Source organism: Rhizobium anhuiense, from assembly GCF_003985145.1.
In the GTDB taxonomy this organism is placed as follows: Bacteria; Pseudomonadota; Alphaproteobacteria; order Rhizobiales; family Rhizobiaceae; genus Rhizobium; species Rhizobium anhuiense.
This window is the reverse complement of sequence record NZ_ML133525.1, coordinates 32,811-49,499: the sequence shown is the minus strand read 5'-3', so window position 1 is coordinate 49,499 and position 16,689 is coordinate 32,811. Positions and strand designations below refer to the sequence as shown.

Annotated in this window: 17 protein-coding genes; 4 read left to right on the top strand and 13 right to left on the bottom strand. The window is 61.5% G+C overall.

Features of this window, described 5'->3' with window-relative positions; translation table 11 throughout:
• Positions 1-167 precede the first annotated feature (167 nt).
• Complete coding sequence (locus tag EEQ99_RS15520) at positions 168-1,193, top strand: sugar-binding transcriptional regulator (protein ID WP_063475277.1); 1,026 nt, start codon at positions 168-170, stop codon at positions 1,191-1,193.
• 61 nt (positions 1,194-1,254) lie between these two features.
• On the opposite strand, the gene EEQ99_RS15515 is transcribed toward EEQ99_RS15520, so the two are convergent.
• Both EEQ99_RS15515 and EEQ99_RS15510 read right to left on the bottom strand, forming a co-directional pair.
• Positions 1,255-2,127, bottom strand: a complete 873-nt coding sequence (locus tag EEQ99_RS15515) for a methylated-DNA--[protein]-cysteine S-methyltransferase (protein WP_047616239.1) — start codon at positions 2,125-2,127, stop codon at positions 1,255-1,257.
• Positions 2,128-2,206: 79 nt separating this feature from the next.
• Complete coding sequence (locus tag EEQ99_RS15510) at positions 2,207-2,704, bottom strand: DUF2244 domain-containing protein (RefSeq protein ID WP_047616676.1); 498 nt, start codon at positions 2,702-2,704, stop codon at positions 2,207-2,209.
• Between EEQ99_RS15510 and nth the strand changes: the two genes are divergently transcribed.
• Positions 2,703-3,509: an endonuclease III gene (nth, locus tag EEQ99_RS15505; protein WP_174824461.1), complete on the top strand. Its 807-nt coding sequence runs from the start codon at positions 2,703-2,705 to the stop codon at positions 3,507-3,509. The genes EEQ99_RS15510 and nth overlap by 2 nt on opposite strands.
• On the opposite strand, the gene EEQ99_RS15500 is transcribed toward nth, so the two are convergent.
• Positions 3,474-4,052 (bottom strand): TetR family transcriptional regulator, encoded by a 579-nt coding sequence (locus EEQ99_RS15500; protein ID WP_047616671.1) that lies wholly within the window; start codon positions 4,050-4,052, stop codon positions 3,474-3,476. The genes nth and EEQ99_RS15500 overlap by 36 nt on opposite strands.
• An 82-nt stretch (positions 4,053-4,134) precedes the next feature.
• On the opposite strand from EEQ99_RS15500, the gene EEQ99_RS15495 reads away from it, so the two are divergent.
• A complete protein-coding gene (locus EEQ99_RS15495) occupies positions 4,135-4,560 on the top strand; it encodes a VOC family protein (protein WP_127430713.1) in 426 nt (141 codons plus the stop codon).
• Between the two features lie 3 nt (positions 4,561-4,563).
• Here the strand turns inward: EEQ99_RS15495 and EEQ99_RS15490 are convergent, their stop codons facing one another.
• Positions 4,564-5,280 carry a sulfate transporter family protein gene (locus EEQ99_RS15490; RefSeq protein WP_047616669.1) on the bottom strand — a complete coding sequence of 239 codons (717 nt, stop codon included), beginning with the start codon at positions 5,278-5,280 and terminating at the stop codon, positions 4,564-4,566.
• A 233-nt stretch (positions 5,281-5,513) separates the two neighbouring features.
• Between EEQ99_RS15490 and EEQ99_RS15485 the strand changes: the two genes are divergently transcribed.
• Positions 5,514-6,368, top strand: a complete 855-nt coding sequence (locus EEQ99_RS15485; RefSeq protein WP_047616230.1) for a MurR/RpiR family transcriptional regulator — start codon at positions 5,514-5,516, stop codon at positions 6,366-6,368.
• A gap of 34 nt (positions 6,369-6,402) precedes the next feature.
• Here the strand turns inward: EEQ99_RS15485 and EEQ99_RS15480 are convergent, their stop codons facing one another.
• The 9 genes from EEQ99_RS15480 to EEQ99_RS15440 form a co-directional block, all read right to left on the bottom strand.
• On the bottom strand, positions 6,403-7,986 hold the full coding sequence (locus EEQ99_RS15480; RefSeq protein ID WP_047616229.1) for an FGGY-family carbohydrate kinase: 1,584 nt from the start codon (positions 7,984-7,986) through the stop codon (positions 6,403-6,405).
• Positions 7,986-8,675 carry an HAD family hydrolase gene (locus EEQ99_RS15475; RefSeq protein WP_047616227.1) on the bottom strand — a complete coding sequence of 230 codons (690 nt, stop codon included), beginning with the start codon at positions 8,673-8,675 and terminating at the stop codon, positions 7,986-7,988. Before EEQ99_RS15475 ends, EEQ99_RS15480 begins: the two co-directional genes overlap by 1 nt.
• A gap of 98 nt (positions 8,676-8,773) precedes the next feature.
• Complete coding sequence (locus EEQ99_RS15470) at positions 8,774-10,255, bottom strand: mannitol dehydrogenase family protein (RefSeq protein ID WP_047616225.1); 1,482 nt, start codon at positions 10,253-10,255, stop codon at positions 8,774-8,776.
• Positions 10,256-10,334: 79 nt separating this feature from the next.
• Positions 10,335-11,333 carry an ABC transporter ATP-binding protein gene (locus EEQ99_RS15465; protein WP_047616223.1) on the bottom strand — a complete coding sequence of 333 codons (999 nt, stop codon included), beginning with the start codon at positions 11,331-11,333 and terminating at the stop codon, positions 10,335-10,337.
• Between the two features lie 17 nt (positions 11,334-11,350).
• Positions 11,351-12,181: a carbohydrate ABC transporter permease gene (locus tag EEQ99_RS15460; RefSeq protein WP_018483649.1), complete on the bottom strand. Its 831-nt coding sequence runs from the start codon at positions 12,179-12,181 to the stop codon at positions 11,351-11,353.
• Between the two features lies 1 nt (position 12,182).
• Positions 12,183-13,055, bottom strand: coding sequence for a carbohydrate ABC transporter permease (locus EEQ99_RS15455; RefSeq protein ID WP_047616221.1), 873 nt, complete (start codon positions 13,053-13,055; stop codon positions 12,183-12,185).
• 139 nt (positions 13,056-13,194) lie between these two features.
• Positions 13,195-14,505, bottom strand: a complete 1,311-nt coding sequence (locus EEQ99_RS15450; protein ID WP_047616219.1) for an ABC transporter substrate-binding protein — start codon at positions 14,503-14,505, stop codon at positions 13,195-13,197.
• A 145-nt stretch (positions 14,506-14,650) separates the two neighbouring features.
• On the bottom strand, positions 14,651-15,604 hold the full coding sequence (locus EEQ99_RS15445; RefSeq protein ID WP_047616217.1) for a sugar-binding transcriptional regulator: 954 nt from the start codon (positions 15,602-15,604) through the stop codon (positions 14,651-14,653).
• A 194-nt stretch (positions 15,605-15,798) separates the two neighbouring features.
• Complete coding sequence (locus EEQ99_RS15440; protein ID WP_244604804.1) at positions 15,799-16,368, bottom strand: exopolysaccharide biosynthesis protein; 570 nt, start codon at positions 16,366-16,368, stop codon at positions 15,799-15,801.
• Positions 16,369-16,689: the final 321 nt, after the last annotated feature.

Below are 16,689 nucleotides of genomic sequence, written 5' to 3'. Positions count from 1 at the left end.
AACGACTTGTGTCACCCGGACTATCGCCACTCACCCAAGGAAAAGTCAAGGACATTTGTGCATTTCAATTGACATAAGTGTCACACCCGTCATTATCCCCCAACAAAAGCGTCGTTACGGCCCTTCATCCCATGGGGGATTGAGGGCGGGCATCCTGCGGAGGAGATGTGGTCAAGCTCAAACGCGGCACGCACACGGCCTATTCCGAAGCATCCTCGCTGCGGCTGAGGGCGGCATGGCTCTATTATAACGAGGGCCTCACCCAGAAAGACGTGGCCGAACAGCTCGGCATCAGCCGCACCACCGTGATCCGCCTGCTCGACGAGGCGATGAAACGCAGCGAAGTCCAGATCTGGATCAACGATTCGATCGGCGATTGCGTTGAACTTTCGGTGAAGCTGGAGCGCGCCTACGGCCTCGACGAGGCGATCGTCGTACCCGCACCGATCAGCTGTGATGTGAATTCGCTGGCGAAAAATGTCGGCCTGGCGCTTGGCCAGTTCCTCTCCGAAGCCATTCCCGACGACTATACGATCGGCGTCGGCTGGGGCCGCACCATGACCGCCTCGCTGTCAAGCTTCCGGCCGCCGCGCCGCACCAATTGCAAGGTCGTGTCGCTGCTTGGCGGCATCGTCGCCGTGCACCAGACCAACCCGATCGACTACACATGGCGGCTGGCAAATCAGCTCGGCGCCGAATGCTACATGTTCCTGGCGCCGCTTCTCGTCGATTCCATCGAGACCAAGCGCAATCTGATCGAAAAATGCGGGCTGGACACGATCTATCGTCTCGCCGAGAACCTCGATCTGGCGATCGTCAGCTGCGGCGATATCGGCCCGCATTCGACCTCACTGTCGGAGGGCTGGATCTCCAAGGCCGAGTTGCAGGAACTGATCGATGCTGGCTGCGTCTGCGACACCATGTTCAACTTCCTCGACAAGGACGGCAATTCGGTCGACCACTCGATCAATCGGCGCGTCATGTCCGTCGATCTCGACACGCTGAAGGAGGCCAAACATATCGTGCTCTCTTCCGGCGGCGCTCATCGGGCCGTGGCGATCCGCGCCACGATCAAGCGCATTGGCTGCAATACGCTGATCACCGACGAAAGGGCTGCACGGGCATTGCTGGAACTGGCGGAGACATCGCCGTCCGCGCCTTCTCCCCAGTGGGGAGAAGCGCAGGAGCGATAGCGAGCGGAGCAAGACGAACGGGTCGGGGGTTGAACGGCCCGCCGCTCCGCCCGGGAAGCCATCAGGCGTGCGCCGATTCCCAGCCGAGCATCGCCCGTTTGCGGGTGAGGCCCCAATGGTAGCCCGTCAATGCGCCGTTCTTGCCGAGCGCCCGATGGCATGGCACCACGAAGGAGATCGGGTTAGCCCCCACCGCCGCACCGACGGCGCGCTGCGCCGTCGGCCGGCCGATATCGTTGGCGATATCGGAATAGGTCACGGCCTTGCCGAACGGGATCTTCAGCAGGCTCTGCCAGACGCGCACCTGGAAGTCCGTGCCGATCAGCACGACGCGCAGCGGCTGCTCCGAGGACCATTTGCCGGGTTCGAAGATGCGGGCCGCATAGGGAACCGTCGCCTGCAGGTCTTCGACATAAGAGGCGTTCGGCCAGCGGCAGGTCATATCCTCGAGGCAGGCCTTCTCGTCGCCGGAATCGCTGAAGGCAAGGCCGGCAAGGCCGCGGTCGGTCACCATGATCAGCGCGACACCGAAGGGGCAGATGTGGAAGCCGTAGCGGATGGTGAGGCCGCCACCCTTGGCCTTCCATTCGCCGGGCGACATCGCCTCATGGGTGACGAAAAGGTCGTGCAGGCGGCTCGGCCCGGAGAGGCCGACCTCGATCGACGTCTCGAGCAACGGCATGTCTTCGCTACGCAGCAGCCGCTTGGCATGGTCGAGCGTCACCGCCTGCAGGAAGCCCTTGGGCGACAGGCCGGCCCAGCGGGTGAAGGTCTTTTGCAGCTGGGTCGGCGACTGGTTGAGCCGCGCCGCGATCGCCTCCAGCGAAGGCTGATCGCGGTAATCCTCGGTGATGAGTTCGATTACCCGACGGACAATGTCATAATCAGGGCCGTCAGGCGTGATGTCTGTCTGAAGGTTGGCAATCATATTCATCGTCTTTCTCCTTGTCACAAGGAGATAGTCAATAGGGGGTGAGCAAACCACCCGATTCTTGCGCATCCGCCGGATAGTCTCAGATCCGCTGCTTGACCGTCGCGAGTGCGCCCTTGAAGGCCTTGGCGAAGCTTTCCCGATCGTCGGGATTGAGGAAGGATCCGATATCCGTGCGCCGCCCCTCGCCGAAGATATGCATGGAGAGGATGCCGATCTCCTGGTGCCGGCGAACGAGGAAACGCGCCCAGAACGGATTGAAATGATGCTCCACCATCCGTCCCGATGGTGCAAACTTGCGCACCGACACGTCCATGCGCGACACCGTCACCTGTTCGCGCGCTTTCCCGGAGCGGTAATTCAGCCAGAAGGCGCCGTACAAAAGCACGAAATCCAGTCCGAAGAAGAAGCCGATCGGCCAGGCGCCTGTCACGACGAAGAACATGCCGTAGAGGAAGCAGACGGCGCCGGACAAAGCAAGCAGCACCTTGAAGCCCCGACGGCCAAGTGACCGGTGGGGAAAGAGCTCGGCGGCGAAAACAGGCTGCTCGTTGGAGCTGTCGGCGTTGCTTTCCATCATGGCTGCTGAGTATAGAGTTTCCATGGCAAATCCGAAACTCAAATCCGTTACCAAGATGCCTCAGGGTGCGAATGTGATCGCCCGCCGCAAACCGGCGGCAGCGGTGCGCACGGTCTATTCACTGGCCGAGCGCGAGGAGATCTTCCGCCGCTTCTCCGTTCAGCGGCCGGAACCGAGAGGCGAGCTCGAACACACCAACGCCTTCACACTCGTCGTCGCCGTGGCACTTTCGGCGCAGGCGACCGATGTCGGCGTCAACAAGGCGACACGCGCGCTCTTCAGGATTGCCGATACGCCGGAAAAGATGCTCGATCTCGGCGAGGAACGGCTGCGCGACTATATCAGGACGATCGGCCTCTATCGCAACAAGGCGAAAAACGTCATCGCGCTCTCACAGATGCTGGTTGAGCAATTCGGCGGCAAGGTGCCTGAGACGCGCGAGGAGTTGGTCAGATTGCCGGGCGTCGGCCGCAAGACCGCCAATGTCGTGCTTTCCATGGCCTTCGGCCAGGCGACGATGGCCGTCGATACGCACATCTTCCGCATCGCCAACCGCATCAGGCTCGCCCCCGGCAAGACGCCCGATGAGGTCGAGGCACGGCTGATGAAGGTGATCCCGAAACATTACCTCTATCACGCCCATCACTGGCTGATCTTGCATGGCCGCTACACCTGCAAGGCGCGCCGCCCCGAATGCGAACGCTGTATCATCGCCGATCTCTGTAAGTCGCCGGAGAAGAGTTCGGATATACCGGCGGCGCTGGTCACGCTACCGCCGCAGGTGATCGGCGAGGCCGTCGAGTAGAACAGCGATCGCCTGCTCGTATTCCCGCCTTTCCCCGCCCGCCTCGATCGCGATCGCCGCGCGGTCAAAGGCTGCCGATAGCAGCAAGGTCAGCGGTGCGAGCATAGCACCGGCTTGCGGAAGCATGGCTGCAAGCCCTGCCCGCAGCGTCGCTTCCGCATTTTCTGCGTCGATCGTCGCGGTCGCCGGCAGGCCGAGAACGGCAGGCGCCTCGATCAGCAGCAGCCGTGTGCGCCCTTCTGCCATCATCGCGTCGAAATAGGCCGAGGCACCGGCGATCAGCGCGGCACGCGGCGCGTCGTGCGACGCCGAATGCGCCTCGATCGTCCCGGCCACTGCGCGCGCCTCGCATTCGATCACCGCGCGAAAAAGCGCCTTCTTGTCTTCAAAATGATGATAGAGCGCGCCTCGCGTCACACCCGCCGCCGCCACGATCTCCGGCGTCGCGGTCTCGGCATAACCCTTCTCGACGAAAAGACGCCGACCGGCATCGATCAGCGCCTGCCTCGTCTGTTCCGTTCTCTCGCGATTGCTGCGGCTCATGCGTTTTCTTTACATACAAACAGAATGTATGCTAATGGAAAAACATACAGAATGCATGTAAATGGAAAGATGGAGGAAAAAGATGAAATCGACGAGCTATTATCCTGTCATCATGACTGGCGATGTCGCCGGCACTGCCAGCTTCTATTGCAGGCATTTCGGCTTCAAGGCGCTGTTCGAAAGCGACTGGTACGTTCACTTGCAATCGATAGCGAAAGAGCATATCGCGCTTGCCATCCTTGACGGCAGCCACGAAACCATCCCGGCCATGGCCCGCGGCAGGGTGTCCGGCCTGCTCCTCAATTTCGAGGTCGCCGACGTCGATCCGATCTATGCCGCCTGCCGGAGCGCCGGCCTGCCTATACTGAGAGAGATCCGTGACGAGGATTTCGGCCAGCGGCATTTCATCACCGCAGATCCGAACGGCGTCCTGATCGACATCATCAAGCCGATCCCGCCGAGCGCCGAATTCGCGGCGATGTACGACACCGCCGCCCTGCCCGGCTGAGCCTCAGGGGTGGTGCAACGCGACATCCCTGGCGGAAACCAGCTTGTGCAGATGCACCATCATGCCGGCGGCAAAGAGCGGCGTCAGAAGATTAACGAAGGGGATCGCCAGGAAAAGGGCGATCACCAGCCCGCCGAGAAAGACGGTGGAAGCATGCTTGGCGCGGAAGAGCCGTGCCTCCTCAGGCGAACGGAATCGCATGGCGGCGAATTCGAAGAATTCCCGTCCGAGCAGATAGCCGTTCACCAGAAAGAACGCGACCAGATTGACCCCGGGGATGAACAGCAGCAGCAAGGCGACGATATTGCCGAGGATCACCACGCCGAGGAACTTGATCGAGCTTGCCATCGCCGGACCGAGCGGCATGGCGGTGCCCGGCGCATCCCCGGGATAGTCGCGTTTTTCGATGACGTCGGCGACATCGTCGAGAAACAGGCCGGCGATCAGCGCCGTGACCGGCGAAAGCAACAGCGCCAGCATCAGGGCGAGGCCGATACCGGCAAGGATCGCGAAGACGAAAGCGAACCACCCCGCCCAATCCGGCACATCGGGAAAGAAGCTCGTGAGCCATGGAAAGAGAAAGGCCATGAAGGCCCCGCGCAGAGCAAACCAGAGGCCGACGAGCACGAGAATCGTCAGGCCGAGCACCTTCCAGAAGACCGAGCGCGTTTCCGCCGCGAAGAGATTGGTGAGCGATAGTCGAGCGGCGTCAAGAATCATGTCTCAGGCGTCTCCGGTTGCGCGCAAGATGTAGGAAAGGTGGGGGTCGCCGACAAGAGAATAAAATTACATGCAGTAATAGAAAACTTGTCGAAAACTAAATACTAATATAATATTGTGACGTATATGAAATACGCACGGGCCTGAGAAGCAGCTTCCGAAATAGTTGCAAAGACAAGGGGTCGCAACAGCGCATCCACGGAACGCCTCTGAGGGAAGACGGGGAGGCCGATGTGGAAGACTTTGTGCAAAAACTCAGGCAATACGCAAAAAACGGCACACCAGCCGAACGCCGTATCGCGAAATATTTCACCGAACACCTGAATGACCTGCCGTTCGAGACAGCTGCATCCGTCGCTGACAGGCTGGATCTCTCGCCGATGACCGTCGGCCGGTTCCTGCGCGCGCTCGGCTATCAAGGGTTGGACAGCGTCAAGGTCGAGATTCGCGAGACCGTGACCACATCGCCGGCGCAATTGCAGAGCGCCATGAGCGAGCTGCATCAGGACGCCGCGGAGGGCAAACCGCTCGCCGTGCTGGTTGCCGAACAGATCCAGGCGCTCCATCATATCTATCATCTGACGGCGCAGCCGCATTGGTCAGAAGCCGTCGGCTTGATCAGCACGGCCCGAGAAGTATCAATCGCCACGCATGCGCGGCTCGCGAGCCTCGCCAATCATTTCTGCCAGCGGCTGACACAGGCCCGCGACGGCGTGCGCACGCTCGACGCCGCCGACAACCGTTTTGCCGAGCTCTTCGCCCGGCTGGCGGTCGATGACGCGCTGCTTGTCATTATCGACTGTCGCCGCTTCGCCAAGGCGCGACTGCTGGCCAGGACGGCGCGGCGCTACGGCTATAAGGTCGTGCTCATTTCGCCGCAACAGGCGGACTGGATGGCGGACCAGTCGAACGTCATGCTGCCCTTGCCGCCAGCGCGCGCGCCCGATCTCGACAACCTTCCGCCGCTGATCGCGCTGCTCGATTGCCTGTCGGAATCCGTTATCCTCGAAGTCGGAGAAGAAGCGGCCCTTCGCCGTCGCCGCATGATGGAATTCGCGACCGTGCTCGGCGAGGCCGCAAACCACTGAGGTCCTTAGCGCGTCTCAAAAGACGAGCGGCGCGCTATAGCATCGTTTCCAGTTCGGCGCGGTGGCGGTGCATGGCGAGAAGACGGCGGTAGTCGCGGTCGTAGAGCGCCTGTTTCGCCTTGTCGGGAAGCCGTTCGTCGCCACCTGGATACATCGCCTCGCCGGCCGCCGCCAGATCCTTGTACAAACCGCAGGCGACGGATGCGGCGACCGCCGTGCCGAGCAGCACCGCCTCGTTCATTTTCGGCACCACGACCTTGCAGCCGGTCGCATCGCTGTAAAGCTCCATCAGCACCGGGTTCTTCACATGCCCGCCGGCAATATGCAGCGTATCGGGCATGTAGCCATATTCCTTCATCATTTCCAGGATATGGCGGATGCCGAGGGCAATCCCCACCGCAGACCGCCAATAGAGCGCGCAGAGCCCGTCGAAGGACGTATCGAGCGTCAGCCCGCTGACGACGCCGACGGCATGCGGATCGGCGAGCGGCGAGCGGTTGCCATGGAAATCCGGCAGCACGAAAATCCGCGCACCGAAGGCATCGCCCTCCTCGGCCCTCAATTCGGCGATGCGCGCGACGATCCTCTGATGCAGCGCCGCCGTCGGCTCGCCGCCGGCCGCATGCATACGCACGATGTGGTCGAGCAGCGCGCCGGTCGCCGATTGCCCGGCCTCCACCAGCCAGGATTGCGGGAAGACCGCCTCGTAATAGGGTCCCCACATGCCATGGCTCGGCTTGCGTTCCCGGGAGAAGGTAACGATGCAGCTCGACGTTCCGGCAATCAGCGCCAGCTGGTGCTCGCGTTTTACAGGATCGGCGGCATAGCCGCCGAGCGCGCCCAGTGCACCCGCATAAGCGTCGATCATCCCGGCAGCGACATGGCAATCCGTCGTCAGCCCCAGCGCTTCCGCCGCTTCCGGTGTCAACTGCCCGACACTGTCTCCTACAGGCGTGGTCTCGTCCGGCAGATGGCCGCGCTCATGAAGGTCCTCGAGGCCGATCCGCTCCAGGAAATCCTGCTGCCAGCCCTTTTCGAGATGGGCGAGATAATTCCATTTCGCCGTCAGCGTGCAGCGTGAACGGGCAGGCGAACCGGTCGATTTCCACGTCATGAAATCGGCGAGATCGAAGAAGTAGCCGGACTTTTCCCAGGTGGCCGGCAGCTTCTTCTTCAACCACATCAGCTTCGGCATTTCCATCTCGGGCGACATCACATGCCCGGAATGTTCGAGCACCCTGTGCTCCGTCGCCGTGCAGAAATCGGCTTCCTTCAGCGCCCGGTGATCGAGCCAGACGATCGTGTCGAAACGCCGCTCGCCGCCGGTGGAAACGCTGAGCTGACGTCCCTCGACGTCGCGGACGACCAGCGAACAGGTGGCGTCGAAGCCGATCGCTCCAACCGAGGCGGCGGCGATGCCGGATTGCTCCATCGCCCTGCGCACTGCCGTGCAGGCGGCCGACCAGATATCTTCGGAATCGTGCTCGGCATGGTTTTCACGCGGCCGGTTCATCACGATCGGATGTTCGGATTTGGCGAGCAGGCGGCCGCGTGCGTCGAAGACGCCGGCGCGCGCGCTGCCCGTGCCGATATCCACCGCAACCACATGATCACGCATCAAATCTTGGTCCCGTCCAGCTTATGGTTGCGGACAAGGTGTATCAAATCCGGCATGGCGTCAAACACCACCTCAGGCGAAAGACGATCGAGTTCGGCGCGGTATCCGGCGAAATTGGCGTGGGACCCACCGGTGAAGGCGAAGACCGTCATGCCCGCCGCCTTGGCGGCAGCAATACCGGCCGGGCTGTCCTCGACGACAAGGCAATGTGCCGGCTCGACCCGCATTTCACGCGCCGCATGCAGGAAAAGATCGGGCGCCGGTTTGCCGCGCTTGACCATCGTCGCGCTGAAGATGTCGGGCAGCTTGCCCAGAAGTCCGGTCACCGACAGCGACAGGCGGATTCGCTCCATCTGGCTGGACGAGGCAACGCAACAGGGCACGCCAAGTCCGTCGATCGTCGCGGCGACACCCTCTATCGGCTTCAACTCGGTGCGGAAACGGGCATAGAGATCGGTGCGGATGCGCTCGAGGAATTCCTCGCCGGCATGGACGTTGAATTCGGTTTCGAGCGTATCGATGAGGGTCGACAGGCTACGGCCGAGAAACCGCTCATAGGCCTGGTCCTCGGTAATCGAGACGCCGAGATCGTTCATGGCGCCGACGAGCACGCTGATCGAAATCGGCTCGCTGTCGACAAGCACGCCATCGCAATCGAAGATGACCAGCCGTGTTTCAGCATCAGCCATGGAAGACCCAACCTGAGTTCAATTCGGACGCATGACCGTCCCGCTTTGCTCGCAAGGCCGGATGGATGGTGACAACAGCGTGCCGCCATCCCATTCCCTTACACTGCGAGCTTGCCGTCGAGATAGAGTTGCAGCGTCTCCCGCGTGCCCTTTTCCCACAGGGTTTTGAGTGCGTGGGCGAAACGCTTGCGGAAAAGTTCGGATTTTGCCACTTCGCCAAAAATATCGTCGAAGGCGAGGAAGGCTGACGGATCGTCCTTGGCTTTCAGCGCCGCCGCATGCAGGCGATCGGCACTGGCGTCGTTGAAGACGATATCCTTGCCACTGTCGGTCTTGCCGGCGAAATAACGGCACCAGAGTGCTGAAACCAGCGCCAGGCCGACGACGTCCCTGCCCTGATGCAGATTGTCGAGCGTCGACGGCAGGATGAATTTCGGCTGGCGGTTCGAGCCGTCCTGCGCCAGTCGCGGAATGGTGTCGGCAATCTTCGGATTGAGCAGGCGGTGCTCGATCAGGGCGAAATAATCCGTCAGCGACGTGTTCGGCACCGGCGGGACGATCGGGATGATCTCATCTTTTTCGAGCTTGGCGAGGAAGGCGCGGATCAGCGGCTCTTCCATGGAATCGTGAACGAAATGAATATCCATCAGCGCCGCCGGATAAGCGATCGCGGCATGCCCGCCGTTGAGGATGCGGATCTTCATATGCTCGTAGGGCGTGACATCGAGAACGAAGGTCACCCCGACCTTTTCCAGCGCCGGCCGGCCGGCAGTGAACTTATCCTCCAGCACCCATTGCTTGAATTCCTCGCAATAAACCGGCCAATTGTCCTCGATCCCAAAATTGTCGCGGAGGAAATCGACCTCACGCTGGCTGGTCGCCGGCGTGATGCGATCGACCATGGCGTTCGGGAAGGCGACATTCGCCCTGATCCAGTCGGCAAGGGCAGGGTCTGAAAGTGCGGCCGTGCCGACGACGGCATTGGCGGTGACAACGCCGTTGTGGGGAATGTTGTCGCAGGACATGACGGTGAACGGTCCGATGCCCCTGGCCTTGCGCGCCTTCAGGCCGGCGACGATCAGGCCGAACACCGTCTTCGGCGCATCGGGATTCTGTCCGTCGGCAGCGATCGCCGGATGAGCCGGATTGAACCTGCCCGATGCGTCGATGAAATAGCCGCCCTCGGTGATCGTCAGCGAGACGATCCGGATCTCGGGATCGGCGAGCCTGGCGATGATGGCGCTCGCATCGCCGACCGGCAGGATGTCGATCATCGGCGCAGTAACGCGCGCCGCCGTCTTGTTGTTGTCCTGCTCGACCACCGTCGTCAGGAAATCCTGCGCCGCAAGTTTTTCGCGCATGGCGGCATCCGACGGCAGCACGCCGGCGCCGACGATCGCCCAATCGTGATCCGTGCCTGCATTGAAGAGATCGTCGAGATAGATCGCCTGGTGGGCGCGGTGGAAATTACCGACGCCGAAGTGCACGATGCCGGCTTTCAGCGATGCCCTGTCATATCCAGGGATAGCCGCCGTGCGGGCCACATCCGAAAGCGTTGCCAGCGATAATTTGCACGTCATGTTTCAGTCCTCTTGAAGGTCTTGCCGAGACGGCCGGGCGTCATCGTCCGGCTCGCATGCCTGCCCCCCGGCCGCCTGCTCAGATGGCAAGGCCGCCCTCGTTGAATTTATGGATGCGTGAACGGTCCGGCGTCAGATAGACCGTATCGCCCGCCTTGGCCGCGAAATCGCCGCTGCCGCGCGCCGTCACCATGCCGATGCCCTCGGCATCGATATGCAGGAAAGTGTCGGAGCCGAGATGTTCGGCGACCACGACCCTGCCCTTCCAGTCGCCGCTCTCCATCGACAGCAGCACATGCTCGGGACGGATACCGATCGTATGGGCTCCGAGCTGGGCCGCATTCTGGCCCTTGATGAAATTCATCTTCGGCGAGCCGATGAAGCCGGCGACGAACAGGTTGCGCGGGCGGCTATAGAGCTCGAGCGGCGAGCCGACCTGCTCGATATTGCCCCTGTTCAACACGACGATCTTGTCGGCCATGGTCATCGCCTCGACCTGGTCGTGGGTGACGTAGACCATCGTCGTCTTCAGCTGCTGGTGCAACTCGCTGATTTCGAGGCGCATGTTGACGCGCAGTGCCGCATCGAGGTTCGACAGCGGTTCGTCGAACAGGAAGGCCGAAGGCTGGCGCACGATGGCGCGGCCGATCGCCACGCGCTGGCGCTGGCCGCCGGACAGCTGGCGCGGCTTGCGTTCGAGATAGTCGGTCAGGTTCAGCACCCGGGCGGCATCCGTCACCTTGCGGTCGATCTCCGCCTTGTCGACGCCCGCCATCTTCAGTGGGAAGGCGATGTTGTTGCGCACGCTCATATGCGGATAGAGCGCATAGGATTGGAACACCATGGCCAGGCCGCGCTCCGAGGGCGCCTTTTCGGTGGCGTCCCTGCCGTCGATGACGATCTTGCCGCCGGAGACGTCCTCGAGCCCGGCAATCAGCCTAAGCAAGGTGGACTTGCCGCAGCCCGACGGGCCGACGAAGACGACGAACTCGCCGTCCTTGATGTCGAGATCGATCGACGGGATGACCTTGGCTTCGCCGAAGACCTTCGAAACCTTCTGAAGGGTAATGCTGCCCATGTTTCTCTCCCTTTATCTTATTTCACAGCGCCGAAGGTCAGGCCGCGGACGAGTTGTTTCTGGCTGAACCAGCCAAGGATCAGGATCGGCGCGATCGCCATCGTCGATGCCGCCGACAGCTTGGCATAGAACAAGCCCTCGGGGCTGGAATAGGAGGCGATGAAGGCCGTCAGCGGCGCCGCCTTCGAAGCGGTGAGGTTGAGCGTCCAGAACGCCTCGTTCCAGGCCAGGATGATGTTCAAAAGCAGCGTCGAGGCAATGCCGGGCACCGCCATCGGCGTCAGCACGTAGACGATCTCCTTCATCAGCGATGCCCCGTCCATGCGCGCCGCTTCGAGGATCTCGCCGGGGATTTCCTTGAAATAGGTGTAGAGCATCCAGACAATGATCGGCAGGTTGATCAGCGTCAGCACGATCACCAGGCCGGTGCGCGTGTCAAGCAGACCTGAATTGCGGAACATCAGATAGATCGGGATCAGTGCGCCGACCGGCGGCATCATCTTGGTCGACAGCATCCACATCAGCACGTCCTTGGTCCGCTTGGTCGGCGAAAACGCCATGGCCCAGGCGGCCGGAATGGCGATGATCAGGCCGATCAGAGTCGAGCCGAAGGAGATGATCACCGAGTTCATGAAGTGGCTGAGATAGTTCGACCGGCTCTGCACCTCGGCATAGTTTTCCGTCGTCCAATGGAAAAACAGGAACTGCGGCGGCGAGGCGATGGCGTCGGCTTCCGACTTGAAGCTGGTGAGAAAGGTCCACAGAATCGGGAAGAAGATCAGGATGCCGAGCGTCCAGGCGATTGCGGTGACGATGAGCTTGCGCTTCGTTGTGACTTTTCTGGCCATCTCAAGCCTCCAGATTCTTGCCGACGAGGCGCACGAGGAAGATCGCAACGATATTGGCGAGGATAACCGCCACGATGCCGCCGGCCGATGCGCCACCGATATCGAACTGCAGCAGCGCCTGGGCATAGACGAGATAGGTGAGGTTGGTGCTGTCGGTGCCCGGCCCGCCATTGGTGGTGACGAGGATTTCGGCGAAGACCGAAAGCAGGAAGATCGTCTGGATCAGGATCACCACGGTGATGGCGCGCGCCATGTGCGGCAGGATGATGTAGATGAATTTCGAGATCGGCCCGGCGCCGTCCATCTCTGCCGCCTCCTTCTGCTCCTCGTCGAGCGACTGCAGCGCCGTCAGCATGATGAGGGTGGCAAAGGGCAGCCATTGCCAGGCGACGATGAGAATGACGGAAAACAGCGGCACATTGGCCAGCCAGTCGATCGGCTGCAGGCCGAGCGCCTTGGCGAGATGGGCAAACAACCCGTTGACCGGGTTCATGAACATGTTCTTCCAGACCAGGGCTGCCACCGTCGGCATGACGAAGAACGGCGCGATCACCAGGATGCGCACGATGCCCTGGCCGTACATCGGCTGGTCGAGCAGCAGTGCAAAGGCGATGCCGCCAATGACGGTGATCAACAGCACGCCGGCGACGAGCAGCAGCGTGTTGATCAGCGCCGCAATAAAGGCCGGGTCGGACAGGAAATATTCGTAGTTCAGAAAACCGACGAAGCTTTCCATGCCGGGGCTGAGCAGATTGTAGTTCAGCAGCGAGAAATAGATCGTCATCGCCAGCGGGACGATCATCCACGCAAAGAGCAGCAGCACGGAGGGCGCAATCATCAGGCGCGCAGCGGAGCGGGTATGTAAGGTCGCCATGGCAATCACCGATCTGGACTGAAGCGGGGAGCGGCCGCAAGGCAGCTTTGTCTGAAAAAAGAGGCCGCCGATGCAGTTCGGGCAATCGGCGGCCCAGAGAGGCGGATTGTCAAGGATCCGCCTCTTGCTCGGGAGGCTTTTATTTAATGTAGCCGGCCTTGGTCATTTCGCGGGTGGCGAGCTGCTGTGCGCTCTGCAGGGCCTGGTCGACCGAAATCTGGCCGGCAAGGGCTGCCGAGAACTGCTGACCGATCGCCGTGCCGATGCCCTGGAATTCCGGGATCGCCACGAACTGGACGCCGACATAGGGGACCGGCTTGACAGTCGGCTTGCTTGGGTCGGCCGAGTTGATCGAGTCGAGCGTCGTCTTGGCGAAGGGGGCCGCCTTCTGATACTCCGCATTCGCATAGAGCGAGCTGCGGGTGCCAGGAGGTGCATTCAGCCAGCCTTCCTTTTCGGCAACGAGGTTGGTGTAATCCTTGCTCGTGGCCCAGGCGACGAACTTCTCGGCCGCTTCGGCCTTCTGCGAACCTGCCGGGATGGCGAGGCTCCAGGCCCACAGCCAGTTGCCGCGCTTGCCGAGGCCCTTATCCGGAGCGAGCGCGAAGCCGACCTTGTCGGCGACGGTCGATTCCTTCGGGTTGCTGACGAAGGATGCAGCAACGGTCGCATCGATCCACATGCCGCACTTGCCGGTCTGGAACAGCGCCAGGTTCTCGTTGAAGCCGTTGGAGGAGGCGCCCGGAGGGCCGGCATCCTTCATCAGCTTGACATAGAAGTCGAGCGTGTCCTTCCACTCGGGCTGATCGAACTGCGGCTTCCAGCTTTCATCGAACCAACGAGCGCCGAAGGAGTTGGACATGGCCGTCAGGAAGGCCATGTTCTCGCCCCAGCCGGCCTTGCCGCGAAGGCAGATGCCGTAGACTTCCTTGTCCTTGTTGGTGATCTTGCGGGCAGCGTCGGCAATGAAGTCCCAGGTCGGGGCGTCGGGCATCTTCAGGCCGGCGGCGTCGAACAGGTCCTTGCGGTACATGACCATCGAGCTTTCGCCGTAGAACGGCGCCGCATAGAGCTTGCCGTCCAGGGTCAAGCCGCTGCGGATGGCCGGCAGCAGGTCGTCGACGTCATAGTTGGCGCCGAGATTGTCGAGCGGCACCAGCCAGCCCTGCTTTGCCCAGATCGGAACTTCATAGGTGCCGATCGTCAAGACGTCGTACTGGCCGCCCTTGGTCGCGATGTCGGTCGTGACCTTCTGGCGCAGCACGTTTTCTTCGAGGGTTACCCATTCAAGGTCGATGCCGGGATTCTTCGCCTTGAAATCATCCGTCAGCTTCTGCATCCGGATCATGTCGCCGTTGTTCACGGTCGCGATTGTCAGCGTCTCGGCCGAAGCCATGCCGGCAAACGCCAGTGCTGAGCAGGCGCCCAGCAGAAAAGTTCTCAATGTCATATCTTCCTCCCAGAAGATGGAGTGTGAGCATTCGCTTTGCTCATGGGCAATTACTCAACAATCAACAAAGAATGTCAATCGGCAATCGTTGCTGCGATGCCGAAGGCGATAGTCATCTCATTGATTTAACTAGAATATTTTTTGCTCAATTCCTGAGCAAAAACTCAGCAGTTTCTTCATCGGTGATCAGAGCATTGATTTGATGGCCGACAATGGCAGCCCTGATCGCCTTGAATTTGCGCTTGCCCTTGGCCAGTCCAATGACGATCGACGCGTCGCGGGACGGGATCGGCGCCGACGCGACGCGCTCGTTGATCGGGTTGTCGAGCAACCTGCCGTCGACATCGAAGATCCAGCCGCAGATCTCGCCGACCGCGCCGCCGCGCATCAGCTCCATCATCTCGTCCTTCTCGAGAAAACCGTCGACGCAGAGCGGCCCGTCGATGCCGAGTTCGCCGATGCCGACGAAGGTAACATCGGCTTGCGCACTCATGTCGAGCGTCGAACGCACCAGTTGCTGGCCGTGCAGCAGCTCCCGTTCCTCCGCCGAGGTGACGAGCACCGGCAACGGCATCGGATAGTGCCGCGCCTTCACCGCATCGGCCATGCTGAAGATGACGTTGTAATAGGCCGCCGACCCGTCCGGGGCGATATTGCCGGTCAGCGAAACGATGCGGTGATTCGGACATTCGATCGCCGGCAGTTGGTCGACGGCCGCTTTCAGCGTGCGGCCGGTGCCGATGGCGAGGACGATTGGCTCCGGCCGTTTCAGCCACCGCTCGATCTCGGCGGCCGCCGCCTCGGCGATACCGACCGTCGTCGATGACGACGCGGGATCACTCGGCACCACCTCAACATGTTTCAGCCCGAATTTCCGGCGCAACTGACTGCCGAGTTCCAGGCAGGCGGCGATCGGATGATCGAGCCGCACCTTGATCAGGCGCTCGGCGACCGCCAGCGACACCAGCCGCTGCGCCGATTGCCGCGAGATGCCCATCGCAGCGGCGATTTCATCCTGCGTGCGCCCGGCGACGTAATAGAGCCAGCCAGCCCGAGCCGCATCGTCGAGCCGTGCAGGGGTCTCTGATCTTTTTGCCATTTAATGCCTACCGCGCAAAGTGAGCCGGCGTGCCGCCGCCGAACATGATTTGAATTTGTATCGCGCCAGATCAAAACAAAATTCCGGCAAATGTCGAGCCTGTTGCAAAGAGCCCCGCCAAATAACCGCTATCCCCGATGCAAACTCCGCTCATGCAACCCCGCTTAGGCAACCCGCACTTAGCCAAACCTCACTCAGGCGAACCATTGCACGACGAGATAGATCGCCGCCTTCACCAGCCCGTAGATCACCCCGCCGGCGATGACGAGCGACACGGCCGTCATCACGAAGCCGATGAGCGCGAAGAGACCGTCACGGCCCAATATGCCGAAAGCGAAGACCGAGATCGTGATCGCCGGCAGGATGTTGCCGAGCGGGACCGGCAGCAGCAGCACGATCGACAGCAGCAGGCATGCGGCCCCGGCGAGATATTCCGCCGGCGGCTCGGCAAAGATCGCAAGCCTCGGCTTCAGCATGCGCTCGGCCCAGGCGAGCCAGCGGTGAATGCGGCCGACGATATTCTCGAAATCCTCCCGCCGCATCGAACGGTCGGCAATCACCCTCGGCAGCCAGGGTTTCAGCCCGAAGGTCAATTGCGCGGCCAGGAAGACCAATGGCGCGCCGAGCACGGCCGAAGTGCCGGGCGGCGTGGGAAAGGCGTTCGGCAGCGCGAAGATCAGCATCAACGCGCTGATCGCCCTGTCGCCCATCGTGTCGAATAGATCACCGATCGAGATCCGCTCACGGCTCTGGTCGGCGGCCATCTGCCGTAAAATGGATGAGAGGCGGCGGCCTTTGGGACGTGGTCTTCGGATGGTACTGTTTTCTCTCGTATCGATGATCGTGGATCCGGCGGTTGATGAAAGTGTAGGGCCGGATTCTGGCGATGCAATATGCCAATTGAATGACTTGCGGGTTAGAAATTGTAGCTGCGATCGGAGCCGATCCCGGCTATCCAATCGCCCCACCCGTGGGCGAGATATCCGACAGAACAGCGGGGTGCCACACGGCACGCCCCTGAAGCAGCCAACACCGCCGCCGAATGAGCGCTTGAAATTCCCCGCCAACAATGCAAGCAGACGCGG

Excerpts from the sequence above, each read along its gene's own strand:
- EEQ99_RS15465 (WP_047616223.1), bottom strand. The coding sequence starts at position 11,333 with ATGGGCAGCATTACCCTTCAGAAGGTTTCGAAGGTCTTCGGCGAAGCC.
- EEQ99_RS15460 (WP_018483649.1), bottom strand. The coding sequence starts at position 12,181 with ATGGCCAGAAAAGTCACAACGAAGCGCAAGCTCATCGTCACCGCAATC.
- EEQ99_RS15455 (WP_047616221.1), bottom strand. The coding sequence starts at position 13,055 with ATGGCGACCTTACATACCCGCTCCGCTGCGCGCCTGATGATTGCGCCC.
- EEQ99_RS15490 (WP_047616669.1), bottom strand. The coding sequence starts at position 5,280 with ATGATTCTTGACGCCGCTCGACTATCGCTCACCAATCTCTTCGCGGCG.
- EEQ99_RS15500 (WP_047616671.1), bottom strand. The coding sequence starts at position 4,052 with ATGAGCCGCAGCAATCGCGAGAGAACGGAACAGACGAGGCAGGCGCTG.
- EEQ99_RS15515 (WP_047616239.1), bottom strand. The coding sequence starts at position 2,127 with ATGAATATGATTGCCAACCTTCAGACAGACATCACGCCTGACGGCCCT.
- EEQ99_RS15495 (WP_127430713.1), top strand. The coding sequence starts at position 4,135 with ATGAAATCGACGAGCTATTATCCTGTCATCATGACTGGCGATGTCGCC.
- EEQ99_RS15510 (WP_047616676.1), bottom strand. The coding sequence starts at position 2,704 with ATGATGGAAAGCAACGCCGACAGCTCCAACGAGCAGCCTGTTTTCGCC.
- EEQ99_RS15440 (WP_244604804.1), bottom strand. The coding sequence starts at position 16,368 with ATGGCCGCCGACCAGAGCCGTGAGCGGATCTCGATCGGTGATCTATTC.
- EEQ99_RS15470 (WP_047616225.1), bottom strand. The coding sequence starts at position 10,255 with ATGACGTGCAAATTATCGCTGGCAACGCTTTCGGATGTGGCCCGCACG.
- EEQ99_RS15445 (WP_047616217.1), bottom strand. The coding sequence starts at position 15,604 with ATGGCAAAAAGATCAGAGACCCCTGCACGGCTCGACGATGCGGCTCGG.
- EEQ99_RS15450 (WP_047616219.1), bottom strand. The coding sequence starts at position 14,505 with ATGACATTGAGAACTTTTCTGCTGGGCGCCTGCTCAGCACTGGCGTTT.
- EEQ99_RS15480 (WP_047616229.1), bottom strand. The coding sequence starts at position 7,986 with ATGCGTGATCATGTGGTTGCGGTGGATATCGGCACGGGCAGCGCGCGC.
- nth (WP_174824461.1), top strand. The coding sequence starts at position 2,703 with ATGGCTGCTGAGTATAGAGTTTCCATGGCAAATCCGAAACTCAAATCC.
- EEQ99_RS15475 (WP_047616227.1), bottom strand. The coding sequence starts at position 8,675 with ATGGCTGATGCTGAAACACGGCTGGTCATCTTCGATTGCGATGGCGTG.